A 13,917-nucleotide genomic window follows, 5' to 3' on the forward strand; every position below is an offset into this window, starting at 1 on the left:
ATAAAAAACAAGGGGCTATGGACCGCCCCTTGTTTTTACTTTTCCCAGCTCCATATATAGCGCTCACTCTGAGAATCCATCCATCGTATCTCAAAGCTAGACATCTGTGGGTAATATGGTTTTAACACCTGTTTATACTGGTCAGCTGTTTTCGTTTGATCTAATTGAAGCAAAGCAGTCATTTTTAGTACTTGAACCTTGGCATGGTCGCCTTTCATCACTTTAGTACCTTTCTCGTACTCGTAATGGTTTGGATTATCAAATTCCCATTGATATTCCACATCCTCTTCCACAACAGTAATTCGAACTGAAAAAGCATCCATCAATTCATTTCCAGATACCGCCACTGCTTTTTCTGACATTTGAGTAAAGCAAAGCAGCATAAGTAAAAACATACCGATCACACGCTTCATATCGCACCTCTTTTTTCTTAACGTGTGTGGTTTTCGATAAATTTATTCATCTGTATCGGTGGATAACATCGACTCCGCCAGTTACTTCAACTACGGTGCCTGTGACCATATCTGCGTTATCTTCACATAAAAACATAACGGTTCGGGCAATATCTTCTCCTGTGCCTGATCGCCCGATTGGTGTATTTTGATCCTTATGATGACGTGCTTCTTCAATCGTAGCTTCCTTCATCTCTCCCATTATATTACCTGGACATACCATATTCGCCGTAATGCCGTATTCCGCTTCCTCAATTGAAATGGTCTTCATTAATGAAACGAGCCCCACTTTAGCAGCTGCATAAGCAGATCGGTAAATCCAGCCAGGTGCATTGTTGGCACCTTGGAAGCCATAAAAGACGATTCGACCAAATTGCTGTTTTCTCATAATCGGAACGACTTCTTTCATTAGATGAAAAGAAGACGTTAAATTGCCATCAATCATAGCATTCCACTCAGCTTCTTCATAATCCACCAGCTTCTTCTTCTCAAATACATAAGGGCCTGCATTATGAATACATACATCTATTCGACCTGCAAATGCTTGAGCACGTGTAACAAGTTCTTTGCAATCATCTCGCTTTGTCACGTCTGTTCGAATAATTTGTAAGCGCTCTGTTCCCCATTTGTCTTGCAACGTTTGTGCACGTTCGCGGTCATTTAAATACGTAACCGTTACTTGATAGCCTGACTTCAGAAATGATTCAGTTACTTTTAAACCTAGTCCTTTTGTCCCAGCCGTTATCATTGCATGTCGCAACTCATTCACCACCACATCGTTAGTTATCTCTTTTTAAGATACACTACCTTTATGGTAGTAGGCAAAAAAAAGACGACCACGCTTGAAAGGATGAAAGCGCGGTCGTCAAAAGGTACTTTTCTAAATGGAAAATTGTCCTTCCGTTGTCCGAATAAACATGACCTTATTTAGCGTCGTCTTTATGATCCTCTTTCGTTTGGTTTAATGCTTTTCCTTGATCTTCTACTGTACCTTGCTGATAAGATGCCATCAATTGATCATGTACAAGCGTTTCTTCTGATTGTTGTTTTCGTTCTTCGTGTTTGTCCATTTTACGACCTCCTTTTTCTATAGAATGCCTTAAAAAAAGAAAACTATGAGAAAAACAAAAAGGCTTGGATTTCTATCCAAGCCCTTGTGCTAACCCTTACTTACGATTTCTTTCGCTTTTTGTATGGCGGTTTCAACTTGAGCGAAGCCTGTACCACCTGCACTATTTCGACGAGCCACTACAGTCTTTGGTTGTAAGACATCGTAAATGTCTTCACCAAATAAGGCACTTGCCTCTGTAAAATCATCCATTGATAGATCAAGTAAGTACACGTTTTTTTGAATTGCATTTAAAACAAGTTTCCCCACTACTTCATGGGCTTCACGAAACGGCATTCCTTTTGTCGCTAAATAATCTGCTAATTCTGTTGCATTGGAGAAATCTTGACTTACTGCCGCTTCCATTTGCTCTGTTTTCACCGACATACTCGCAATCATACCTGAAAAAATGCGAAGTGATCCTTTTACAGTTACAACGGTGTCAAACATTCCCTCTTTATCTTCTTGCATGTCTTTATTGTATGCGAGAGGAAGCCCTTTTAACGTCGTTAATAGGGAGAATAAATTACCATACACACGACCGGTTTTTCCGCGAATGAGCTCTGCCATATCAGGGTTTTTCTTTTGCGGCATAATACTAGAGCCTGTCGCAAACGCATCATCCAGTTCAATAAACTGGCATTCTTGAGAGGACCAAAAAATCATTTCCTCACACAGGCGAGATAAGTGCATCATGAGAGTAGATGAAGCTGATAAAAATTCCACAATAAAATCACGGTCACTAACCGCATCTAAACTATTCTCATAAATACCGTCAAACCCTAGTAGCTCTGCTGTCATATGACGATCGATCGGAAACGTAGTTCCTGCAAGTGCACCTGCACCTAGAGGCGACACATTCACTCGTTTTAAACTGTCATGAAAACGACTGTAGTCACGCTCAAGCATCCAAAAGTATGCAAGTAGATGATGTGCAAATGACACTGGTTGCGCACGCTGTAAGTGTGTATAACCAGGAATGAGGGTTTCTACATGCTCTTGAGCCTGATGAATAAGTGATTCTTGCATAGCCCGAATCGCTTCCATAATTGTCTTTGTCTCTTTATACAAGTACAGGTGCATATCTGTAGCCACTTGATCGTTACGGCTACGTCCTGTGTGTAGCTTGCCTCCCACAGGACCAATCTCATCAATTAGTTGCTTTTCAATATTTAAATGAATGTCTTCCTGAGCAACTTCATATGCTAGCGTTCCCTCTTCGGCTTTTTTCTTCAACGTTTGTAAGCCAGCTACAATTGTATTCTTTTCTTCTTCCGTCACGATTTCACAAGCGGCAAGCATCGTCACATGAGCGATGCTACCTTGAATGTCTTCAAATACTAATTGTTTATCAAACCCAATGGAGGCGCCAAATTCATCGACCCATTCTTCGGCTGATTTGGTGAATCTTCCGCCCCACAGTTTACTCACGATGTTACCTCCTCTTTTGCTTTTGTGACCATGCTGTGTACCTTCGTTGGCAATCCCCATAAGGAAATAAAGCCAACTGCTGCATTGTGGTCAAACTCATCATCCGGTGTATACGTTGCTAATTTTTCATTGTAAAGAGAATACGGTGATTTTCTTCCTTCTACAATTGCATGCCCTTTAAAGAGCTTCACGCGTACAATACCTGTTACGTGCTGCTGTGACTCTTTTAAGAAGGCTTGAAGAGCTGGCTGAAGGCTGGAGAACCATAAACCTTCATAAATTAATTCAGTTAATTTCTTTTCAATAACAGGTTTAAAGTGTGCCAATTCCTTCGGCAACGTTAAGTCTTCAAGCTCTTTATGGGCCTTAATTAGCGTCATTGCACCTGGACACTCATATACTTCACGCGATTTAATACCAACAAGACGGTTCTCTACATGGTCAATGCGTCCAACACCATGCTTACCAGCAAGGTTATTTAAAGAAAGAATCAGTTCATCTAATGGCATCGCTTGACCATTAATAGCCACTGGTACCCCTTTCTCAAAATGAATCTCAATTGTATCGGCTGTATCAGGTGTTTTCTCTAATGGCGCTGTTAATTCATAGGCGCCTTCTGGTGGTGTCGCCCAAGGATCTTCTAGAATACCGCACTCATTGCTTCTGCCCCATAAATTTTGATCAACAGAATATGGGTTATCTAAATCAATTGGAATTGGAATATTGTTTGCTTTTGCATATTCAATTTCCTCATCACGGGACCATGCCCAGTCACGAACAGGTGCAAGGACCTTTAGATCAGGATTAAGTGCTTGAATGGATACTTCAAAACGGACTTGATCATTCCCTTTTCCAGTGCATCCATGGGCTACTGCGGAAGCACCTGTTTGTTCTGCAACCTCTACAAGCTTTTTCGAGATTAATGGGCGAGAAAGAGCAGATACTAGCGGATATTTTTGTTCATAGAGTGCATGAGATTGAAGAGCTGGAAGAACAAATTCCTCAGCAAACTCTTTTTTCGCATCAATGGTATACGATTGAATGGCTCCAACAGTTAATGCTTTTTGCTTCACAAATTCTAAGTCTTTTCCTTCGCCTACATCAAGGCCAACGGCAATCACATCATACCCTTTATCGGTTAACCATTTCACTGCTACGGATGTGTCTAATCCACCTGAATATGCAAGTACTACTTTTTCTTTCGCCACAAAAATCTCCTCCAGTTTTTATGAATAAAAATTCTCATTATATTATTTTTATACAATCAAAGGTGAAAAATGAACTGGGGGTATGCTCCCCAGTTGTATAAAACCAAACAATCAACTTATGAATATACATTACTTTACCAGTCATAGATTGTTTTGACAAGAGGTTTTTGGGATTTTTTGTTCTAAGTTTTAAATCCCTTCTATCGAACTATTCGTTTCTGTATAATTCTAACTACTAGTTCTCTGAAAAGCGATGAAGCCAACGCTTTCTGTAGAAGCATTGTGCATCCAATGTTAACGATTGCATAGATTTATAGGAGACTGAAGCTTGATATGTACCAAGAATGATACGTTTCAACGGAACACGTTTAGGTCCAACTTGTTTATACAGTGACATGCGTATAATCTGTTTTAATAGCTGCTTTATAACGGCCTCTGATATCATGTCTTCTTTCCCAAGATACATAGGCTCATTTTGGTCACACACAATACCATCATTTGTTAACGAGCGCCACTCTTCATACTTTAAATGCTTTGGTAAAAAACTGTATAGTAACAGCCGCAGTGACAAAATGGTTTCTGCAGTCCCACCTGTTTGAGTGAATTGATAAAAATGACCGACTTTATTAAGTGCTTTCTTTGATAAATACAGACTAAGAGGAATGTGTGTCAGTAAAGCCATGTTTGAGTGGATACTCATCCCCCCCTGTAAGAGAGCAAGCAATCGAGTTCGCGCTAATTCTTTTTGTAAGAGGTGTTCCTTCTCATTTCGAACAGCAATGGAATCATCTGGTTCTAACTGTATCATTGACTGAAACGTTGACTGTTGTAAAAAGTCAGATTGAATCCACTGATACAATTGAATGGCAATTGGATCCGTGTACTGTGTCCACTTTTCGTCAATTGGTTGCCTCCCATCATCCCTGCCCTTTTTCTTTGATTGAATGAACAACTGCTTTTCATACTGATCAATTTCTGCTAACCATTGCTCAACACTAGACACGCTTGTCATTCTCCTTCCTCATCAAAGTGGGTAAACATTTTCCTTTTAAATAAAGGAATATATGGAAATCCTGCTTCGTTAACTTGCTCTAGTGCTCGTAATTCTGTATTCATCCGTTTCAAATAAAAATACAAAATAGCTTCCGCCGTTTTTGGCTTTACTGATGTCTCTTCTGTTTGATCATACTGACCAAGAATGGTGTGTTTTAGTTGTACAATCTCTTTATTAAACTTATCAATCTTTTGCTGTTGTGCCGCTTGATTGATCATTTCGACACTTAATACAACTTGACCAATCAGCTCACCTACAGCTGTATATTCAGGGGTAAGTGGATCATTTAATGCTTGAATTTTTCCAATGTCACCTAATAAGCAAGCCGCTAAAACAATGTCTCGATTAACCGTCTTATACAAAGGAAGGAGCTGCAGTGCTGCCGTCATAAGTTCAACAATTTGCTCTAGTAGCCCTGCATAATAAGCATGATGATAGGTTTTACCAGCAGGATAGGTAGTCAATTTCTCACGAATCCCACGATTACTGTATATTTCTTTCACAAGCTGTTGTAGAGTAGGCGACTCAATCTCATCCATCATCATCCGTAACTCATGCCAGAGATCTTCTCGGGATAGACCCGGCTTCGAGATTAGTTCAGTTCGATTTATTTGATCATCCTCTGTCGCCAATCGGATTTTCTTTATTGTTAACATTTGCTTTGAACGAAAGGTTTCAATGGCTCCTTCAACCTTCACAACCGATTTTGGGACAAACTTCTGCTGTTGGTCATCTGTTATATCCCACAGCCGAGCCGAGAGGAGGTTATGTTGCTGTTGCAGCGTAAAATTTGCGTAAAGCGACCCGTTTGCTGCCTGCTTAATTTCACGCTCTCGAATCATATAAAAACCAGATTCCATCATCAACACCTCCATCCATTATCTTAGCTGAGAAGCGTTTAAAAGGCAAAAGAAGTTCTTACCCTCATTCTAGCTTTCAACCTGTATCTATACTATTTTTTTCTCATTCCAAGCATTCTTAAGAATAAAAAAAGCTAATCCCAATAAGGTTTAGCGAAACAACCTAATGGGACAGCCTTCTTTCTTTATTACGTTAAACGAACTGTATCACGGGCAATCATAACTTCTTCATTCGTAGGAACAATCAAGACTTTCACTTTGGAATCCGCAGTTTGTAAGAAGGTTTCTTTTCCGCGTACATTATTTTTAGATAAATCAACTTCGATTCCCATAAATTCTAAGCCTTTTAGAACGCGCTCTCGAACAACGGTGCTATTTTCGCCAATACCGGCTGTGAAAATAAGAACATCAATGCCGCCCATACGTGTTGCATACGCACCAACATAATCCTGAATTCTTGAAGTAAAGACATCAAGAGCTACCTTTGCACGCTCGTTGCCTTTTGCTTCTTCACTTTCGATATCGCGTAAATCACTTGAAAACCCTGTAAGACCAAGCAGTCCACTTTGCTTATTTAACGTGGAAATTACTTCTGTCACCGTTTGATTGGTCTTATCCATGATGAACGGGATAAGAGCTGGATCAATATCACCAGAACGTGTGCCCATTGTCACACCTGCAAGAGGTGTAAAACCCATAGACGTGTCAACTGACTTACCACCATCAATTGCTGCTATACTTGCTCCATTTCCTAAATGACAAGAAACCATTTTTAAGCTTTCAATTGGCTCAGCAAGCATTTCAGCAGCTCGTTCAGACACATATTTGTGAGAAGTGCCGTGGAATCCATATTTACGAATACCGTGCTCTGTATAGTATTCATATGGAAGGCTGTACAAGTATGCGTGTTCTGGCATCGTTTGATGGAAAGCCGTATCAAATACTGCGACGGCCGGTACATTTGGAAGCACTTCTTTAAATGCTTTTATTCCTGTAATATTTGCCGGGTTGTGAAGTGGAGCCAATTCGGACACTTCTACAATGCCTGCTAATACATCGTCCGTTATGAGAACCGAATCGTTAAATTTCTCGCCGCCATGAACAACACGGTGACCAATTCCCTCAATATCATCTAGAGAGGAAATAATATTTAAGCTTGTTAGTTTATCAAGTAACATCTTCACAGCTTCGGAATGATCCGCAATATCTGCTGTAGTTTCGTGCTTTTCTCCGTTTTTCTCAATTGCAAAAACAGAGTCTCTCAATCCAATGCGCTCAACAAGGCCTTTTGTAATAACTATCTCTTCAGGCATTGAGAGTAATTGAAATTTAAGGGATGAGCTCCCTGCGTTAATTGCCATAATCGTAGCCATAATTTTTCCTGCACTCCTTTAATCTAAAGCCATCTCTACCATTTAAGCATTCTCTATTCGTCATTTCAAGCAGACAAAATTGGTAAAGCGCATACATGTAAATAATTAAAATTTACTGTTAATTAGAATAGTTTTTCTATAAAAAAAGGGGTACCATGCTCACATGATACCCAGCCCTCTTAGCGCCCAAGTTGCTCCTTAAACCACTTATTAATACTACTCATCATTTCCTGCATAGCAGATACGTTTGAAAACGATGGTAACTCTGCGAGAAGAGCTTGCTGTGGCTTCTTCATTTTTTCCGCTTTCTTTTGAATCATTAAGATGCTTTTTTGCTGTTGCTTATTGGAAAACATTGACGCTGGTAACTGCAATAAGCCTAAGACAACTGCATGCTCTTTTAGGAAAGCGTGAAGCTTATCGGCTTGATCACTTTCAAAAATAAAATTTGGCACCAGTAACAAGCCAAAACCGCCTGGCTGGAGCGCCCGAATACCTTGTTCAATCATTAAGTGATGAATATACGAATGGCCTGATTCAGCTTTTAGATCATAGTTAGTTGCGATATCATCTTTTGGATAATAACCTACAGGCAAATCCGCTACAACAAGATGAACATCAGGCATGTTGACGTGCAAACTATCTTGGTGAAACAGCTGAATTTCATGCTTTTGTAGATTAGCACTTGCAAAAGCATTCTTAAGCAGCGTCTCATCCACTTCAAAACCATAGGCCTGACCAATTCGACCCTCTGCATGGTTACAGATCGAGAAAAGCAAGTTTCCAGATCCCACTGCTAAATCGAGGACATCTCCTGTTGAATCTGTACCCTGTAGTTTATTTGCTAGATAGCTCATGAACAAGCTAACAGCATCAGGGGTCATGGAATGGTTAGGCTGAACAGTCCCTTTCATTCCTTTCATCACAGCAAGTTGAAATGCTTTTCGAACGTCTTCTTTCGTAAACGTGATGGAGTTCACTGGCTCCATTAACTGAAGAAGCTGCTCTTTACGTTCACTTGCAAGCTCTTGAATGATAGCTTTTTCAAATAAATTGTCCCCAGCTTCTGCTAAGGCGTCTAAATAGGTCACATCCAGTACTTGCTCTAATACCTTTGCTGATTCGTCTAAATACTCGTATAGCGCTGTTACATTGGTTTGTTCCATACAACCTTCACCCTTTTGTTCTCATTTTCACACTTAGCAAATGAAAAAGCGCTACCGACGGTGAGTGTTCATGGACAACGCCTCAGCTTTTTTCACATAGATCACTCTTATGTGTCTAAGCTGCCGTTCTCCTGAATTGATCATCGTCGAATGCGCCCCATCACTCCAGCTCTTTTGTTTCACTTTACTCACACAGATGTTGCCCCTATGTCGGAGGTCTTTGTTATTCAGAAGTTCCGTCTTCTGTCTGTATACGTGCGTTTACGTTCACCTTTCTAACATGAACATTTTTAAGACACGTTAATCATTATGACCGATTTTTTATTGCTTTCAATGCTGCATCATAATCTGGGTGCTCACTCACTTCGTTAACGTACTGCGCATAAATCACTTCGTCTTCTTCGTTTACAACGAATACCGAGCGTGCTAGTAGACGTAACTCTTCAATTAATACACCATAGGCTTGTCCAAAAACAACCTCTTTATGGTCAGATAATGTTTTCACTTCATCAATTCCTTCTGCAGCACACCATCTTCTTTGCGCAAAAGGTAAATCGACACTAATAGTTAACACAACTGTGTTTTCTAAAGTCGCTGCTTCTTCATTGAAACGTCGCGTTTGGGCATCACATACACCTGTATCAATAGATGGGATGACACTTATAAGCTTTATTTTCCCTTTAAAATCAGCTAAAGAAACTTCTGTTAAATCATTTGCTAGCACACGAAAATCAGGTGCCTTGTCACCAACTTGTACTTGTTTACCTACTAATGTAACTGGCTTTTGTTTAAACGTTACTTGTGTCATATGTAATCCACTCCTTTATCTTCTTATCATACCGTCTCTTCCTTGTGTAATGCAAAAATGATGCACAACACTACGTAAGAAAAAGAGCGTAAAGATAGAAGTCTTTACGCTCTTACTCGTTATACTATTGGATCTTCATAAGGTTCATGATCATCGTCATGTGAAGCATGGTGTTTATCATGATGGTCATGGCCATCATGTCTCATGAGATGTTGAATCTTTTCAAACGCTTGAGGCGCTAAGTCTAATAATCGTTCGTACAGATGGGTTGAACTGTCAAGATGAACCATATTAACTCCTTTATGATTCACAACAAGAAAAGCGATAGGTGTAATGGATACGCCACCTCCGCTTCCTCCGCCAAAAGGATGCCCTTGTTCAGCATAAGTTTGTGAGTGCTCTGTATAAAACTCACTTCCTCCAGCGGCAAAGCCAAAACCCACTTTTGATACAGGCATAATAATACTGCCATCAGGTGTTTCGACTGGATCACCGACAATGGTGTTGACATCTGCCATTGCTTTAATGTTTTCCATAGCAGTCTTCATTAAGCCTTGAATAGGATGTTCCATTTCACGTATGCTCCTTTATTGAGTAAAATAACGTTCTCCACCTGAAGCCGGTTCAAAACGCTTTTCAATTTTTTTGTAACTGATTACTAACAACAGCAATGTAGTCATAGCGTGCCACAATGTAAAGGTGACTATGCACGATAGAAACATTCGATATCCTTTCATTTGAAAATGTGGCGTTACTTCCAGTCTTTTTTCCCCCTTCCAATTCACTTTCGTCTGTACCCATCCTAAACACATTGATTTTATTGTCCAGATCAGTCCGGCTAGCTGCGCGGTTTTCGCAGCGTCCCCTGTTCCGAACTCTGTTTTCCACGTCACATGTTTGCATGTAACTTTCCCTAAAAAGCGGTACGCCAATTGCTTTAGTTTCGGAAAATGTGCCGCTAATCGTTTAGCCATTTTGATGTATTTCTTAAGACTTTCAATCCCCCACTTTTTTTTCTTTTTCTTATCGTTAAAGATCGAGTCCTCTTCTTCTTCCACTGTAACAGTTTGCGTTGAAGCATTCACATGAATAACAGGCACTTCCAACGTATAGACTTTCAGTCCTATAACGTATACGTACAACGTTAATAAATCATCCTGCTGGTGATGAGCATAGCGGATATGTATTTTAATTGGTATAAATAAAACAATCAGTAAGATGACTAAAAGAATGATTAGTGGTAGTACAATCCAAATAAGCATAAGACCGCCTCCTTTCCTTTACTATGCTCAACTAAATAAAAAAAAACCAGCTAATGATTTAGCTGGTTTAATCAATATGGACAACATACGTTTCGGCAAATAAATCATGTATTCCTTGTTTCTTTGGTGTACATGCAACAACAATGTAAGCAAGCCCATTAATATTTCCTAAAAGAGGGGCATGTTGTAAGAAACGTCCTACCCCTTCTCTAAAAAACAATTGACTCCACGTTAGTTTTGCTCCATTAGATGATATGACGCGTATGCCAAAAATCATTTTTCCTAGCGTTTGTTGAAAATAGCGGGTCATTAACGCAAAGTAAAGAAAGAAAACAATAGCGTAAAGAACACTCGGTAGTAAGAAGACCGTCGCAAAAAATGCCCACCGTGAGTCTCCGTCTGCAATGAGCGGAACCCATGTACTAACGAGCACACCGTTTAAGCCTGTAATTATTAATAAATCAACTATAAATGCCCAAAATCGCATCCAAAACCCAGCATAACGATAGGTATGGGGTTGCGCCTCTTCTTCAATAATTTCGGTGGCATCTGCTGGTCTAAGGTGTCGTTTTAATCGAACTGATCCTGTTGTATACTCCATTTATTCACACCTCATTCATGATTGTACATGTAGTATGGCTTTGGCTGATTAAAGTCAATTTTTATCGGGCTATCATTCCCAAACAATTGCTGCAACGTCAATCCAAATAAGTTTCCGAAATTCAAAAATTCATCGTTTGATACGACTTGATAATTACTTCCTAATTCCTCACGCATAGCAGTAATGGCATCTTCTAACGAGCCTAATTCATCGACTAATCCTTCTTCCAACGCCTGTCTGCCTGTATAAATACGGCCATCCCCAAGTTCACGTACACGATCTTCTGCCATATCGCGACCTTGAGCAATCACATCTACAAATTCATCATAGTATTCATCGACAATCGCTTGAATAATTTCATCTTCCTCTTCAAGTGGCTCTCTAGTTGGAGAAAGAATATCTTTGTACGGACCACTCTTGTATACTTGCTCTTCAATACCAATATTGTCGAGTAGTTCAGATACATTGTACGAGCTCATAATAACACCTATTGAGCCTGTTAATGTTTGTGGCGTTGCAAATATCCGATCCGTCGGTGCGGCAATATAGTAGCCTCCCGATGCGGCCATACCGCCCATTGCTACATATACAGGTTTATCTGTTTGTTCTTTCATTTCAACGATGGCTCGGTGAATTTCTGCAGATTCTAATATACCGCCACCAGGTGTGTCGACAGACAAAATGATTCCTTGTACATCACGGTCTGTCATTGCTGTATCAAGATCTGTTAAAAAAGCAGCGTGATCGTAACCGCCTGTATCAAATAAACCTGGTTCTCCTGTATCAATGATAGGACCAGTCACTTCAAGTAATGCAATTTGTCCACTAGGATCGCCATCACTTACAATGGTTTGGTCAGCCCCTCCAAGAACGGGTGCTGAATATGTATTAAATGCCACTGAAATGGTGGTAATCAGTGTAAACAATAGAACAAAGGCTCCAATTCCTAATGCTATCCATCTTCTTGCTTTCATTCTGTTACTCCTCCTTTTTCATAAACCGTATACCCATTTACAATCGTTTCCAACACACTTGCTTTCATAAATGCTTCTTCTCCTCCTCTAAAAAGATCTCGATCAAGTATTGTCAGGTCCGCGTCATAGCCAACCTTGATTTTTCCTCTTGTTGCTTCTTTTTCAATGGCATAGGCGCTTCCTATTGTGAATAGCGCTACTGCTTCATAGGGAGTTAATGCTTCTTTTACGTTATAAGTACCTTGATTGTTCTTTCGATAAATGGCCGCATGCATCCCTTTTAAAGGTTCGATGGGTTCAATTGGTGCGTCAGAGCCCCCTGCACAATGAATTCCAGCTTCTATCAGCGTTTTCCACGCAAAGGAAAACGACATTCGCTTTTCCCCAAGCCGCTCTTCTACCCAAGGAAAATCAGACACAACAAAATGTGGCTGCACGTCAATAACAATTGGCAATTTTGCCATGCGTTGCAATAAATCTTCTCTAGCTACTTGAACATGAATAAGTCGATCACGCTTCTTACTTTTTTCATTTTGTTCAATTGCGGTTAACGATAATGCCAAGGCTTGATCGCCAATAACGTGAATAGCTACTGCTAGCTGTCGTTTTCTAGCTTGGCAAACCAAGTCATGAAGAGCAGTTTGGTTATGAATTAACAGTCCAGATGTACTCGGATCATCTTCATAAGGCTCACTTAATGCTGCTGTTCTGCCACCAAGAGCACCATCTGCAAAAATCTTTAACGCTCCCAGCTCTATATAAGGGCTTATGGTTTGTTGCTGTGTATACGGCGATGCGTCATACGCAGACAGTTCTTCGTGATGAATGAGTAAATGAGCACGGAACGGCTTTTGCACATTCACAACTTCTTGGTAGATATCCAATGTTTCAGCGAGACCGTTGTAATAATGAAGATCTTCACTATGACCTCCTGTTAACCCTTTCGCATGGCAATCATCAATCGCCATCTGAAGCGCTTTTTTAATTGAAGCTTTTGCTAGTGGTGGCATTAAAGCTTGGACGTAGTGTACTGCAGCATCATGCAAAATTCCATTCGGATTTCCATGTTCATCTCGCTCAATCTTCCCACCATCTGGATCTGGCGTATGGCGGTTAATTCCAGCTAAATCAAGAACCGTTTGATTCACAATAGCTGCATGACGACAAATACGCATAACAAATAGAGGATGCTTTACGCTAATCTTGTTTAAATCGGTCACTGTTAGTAACGCATGATTTGGATCATTATGTTCGTTCCAACCTAACGCTTCAATCCATTCCCCTTCTTGCACACATATCGCTTTTAATTTTGCTAACGCATCTTCCTTAGTAGACTGCGATAAATCTACTCGAAGTAGCTTTTGTCCGTGAGCAATTAAATGAAGATGGCTATCTACGAAGCCCGGATAAATAAAAGCGCCATTAAGATTTTTCGTGCTTGAAGCGTGCCTAGACCACTTTTCAACTAAATGCTTTGACGTACCACAATCGATAATTTTTCCATTTTCTATGTAAAGTGCCTCTACTTGCTCTCCTTCTACTTCCATCGTGTAGACGACTGCATTATAAAGAAGTGTTCCCATTCTCCTCCTCCTTTTTGTACTAAGTATAGCATTAGAC

15 protein-coding genes are annotated in these 13,917 nt (G+C 40.2%); all 15 read right to left on the reverse strand.

Going from position 1 to position 13,917, the window contains the following annotated elements:
• Positions 1 to 35: 35 nt before the first annotated feature.
• Complete coding sequence (locus PQ477_RS01685) at positions 36 to 413, reverse strand: hypothetical protein (protein WP_274272872.1); 378 nt, start codon at positions 411 to 413, stop codon at positions 36 to 38.
• A 46-nt stretch (positions 414 to 459) separates the two neighbouring features.
• Positions 460 to 1,212 carry an SDR family oxidoreductase gene (locus PQ477_RS01690; protein ID WP_035393993.1) on the reverse strand — a complete coding sequence of 251 codons (753 nt, stop codon included), beginning with the start codon at positions 1,210 to 1,212 and terminating at the stop codon, positions 460 to 462.
• 163 nt (positions 1,213 to 1,375) lie between these two features.
• Positions 1,376 to 1,522 (reverse strand): hypothetical protein, encoded by a 147-nt coding sequence (locus PQ477_RS01695; protein ID WP_158331950.1) that lies wholly within the window; start codon positions 1,520 to 1,522, stop codon positions 1,376 to 1,378.
• An 89-nt stretch (positions 1,523 to 1,611) separates the two neighbouring features.
• Positions 1,612 to 2,991 carry an argininosuccinate lyase gene (argH, locus tag PQ477_RS01700; RefSeq protein ID WP_274272873.1) on the reverse strand — a complete coding sequence of 460 codons (1,380 nt, stop codon included), beginning with the start codon at positions 2,989 to 2,991 and terminating at the stop codon, positions 1,612 to 1,614.
• Entirely contained in the window at positions 2,988 to 4,199 is a 1,212-nt protein-coding gene (locus PQ477_RS01705) for an argininosuccinate synthase (RefSeq protein WP_144559355.1), read from the reverse strand. Before PQ477_RS01705 ends, argH begins: the two co-directional genes overlap by 4 nt.
• 235 nt (positions 4,200 to 4,434) lie before the next feature.
• Entirely contained in the window at positions 4,435 to 5,211 is a 777-nt protein-coding gene (locus tag PQ477_RS01710) for an EcsC family protein (RefSeq protein WP_274272874.1), read from the reverse strand.
• On the reverse strand, positions 5,208 to 6,113 hold the full coding sequence (locus PQ477_RS01715; RefSeq protein ID WP_274272875.1) for a CMP-binding protein: 906 nt from the start codon (positions 6,111 to 6,113) through the stop codon (positions 5,208 to 5,210). Before PQ477_RS01715 ends, PQ477_RS01710 begins: the two co-directional genes overlap by 4 nt.
• Before the next feature lie 188 nt (positions 6,114 to 6,301).
• A complete protein-coding gene (locus PQ477_RS01720; protein WP_060703789.1) occupies positions 6,302 to 7,486 on the reverse strand; it encodes an acetate kinase in 1,185 nt (394 codons plus the stop codon).
• 179 nt (positions 7,487 to 7,665) lie between these two features.
• Entirely contained in the window at positions 7,666 to 8,652 is a 987-nt protein-coding gene (locus tag PQ477_RS01725) for a class I SAM-dependent methyltransferase (RefSeq protein ID WP_035393934.1), read from the reverse strand.
• Positions 8,653 to 8,959: 307 nt separating this feature from the next.
• Positions 8,960 to 9,460: a thiol peroxidase gene (gene tpx / locus PQ477_RS01730; RefSeq protein WP_274272876.1), complete on the reverse strand. Its 501-nt coding sequence runs from the start codon at positions 9,458 to 9,460 to the stop codon at positions 8,960 to 8,962.
• Positions 9,461 to 9,579: 119 nt separating this feature from the next.
• Positions 9,580 to 10,032: a GerW family sporulation protein gene (gene ytfJ / locus PQ477_RS01735; RefSeq protein ID WP_035393929.1), complete on the reverse strand. Its 453-nt coding sequence runs from the start codon at positions 10,030 to 10,032 to the stop codon at positions 9,580 to 9,582.
• Positions 10,033 to 10,047: 15 nt separating this feature from the next.
• Positions 10,048 to 10,722 (reverse strand): DUF2953 domain-containing protein, encoded by a 675-nt coding sequence (locus PQ477_RS01740; RefSeq protein WP_035393926.1) that lies wholly within the window; start codon positions 10,720 to 10,722, stop codon positions 10,048 to 10,050.
• A gap of 67 nt (positions 10,723 to 10,789) precedes the next feature.
• Positions 10,790 to 11,323, reverse strand: coding sequence for an RDD family protein (locus PQ477_RS01745; RefSeq protein ID WP_052007678.1), 534 nt, complete (start codon positions 11,321 to 11,323; stop codon positions 10,790 to 10,792).
• Positions 11,324 to 11,334: 11 nt separating this feature from the next.
• Positions 11,335 to 12,297 (reverse strand): signal peptide peptidase SppA, encoded by a 963-nt coding sequence (gene sppA / locus PQ477_RS01750; RefSeq protein WP_274272877.1) that lies wholly within the window; start codon positions 12,295 to 12,297, stop codon positions 11,335 to 11,337.
• Positions 12,294 to 13,880, reverse strand: a complete 1,587-nt coding sequence (locus tag PQ477_RS01755; RefSeq protein WP_144559360.1) for an amidohydrolase — start codon at positions 13,878 to 13,880, stop codon at positions 12,294 to 12,296. Before PQ477_RS01755 ends, sppA begins: the two co-directional genes overlap by 4 nt.
• Positions 13,881 to 13,917 lie beyond the last annotated feature (37 nt).

The sequence above is a fragment of the Shouchella hunanensis genome (assembly GCF_028735875.1).
In the GTDB taxonomy this organism is placed as follows: domain Bacteria; phylum Bacillota; class Bacilli; order Bacillales; family Bacillaceae_D; genus Shouchella; species Shouchella hunanensis.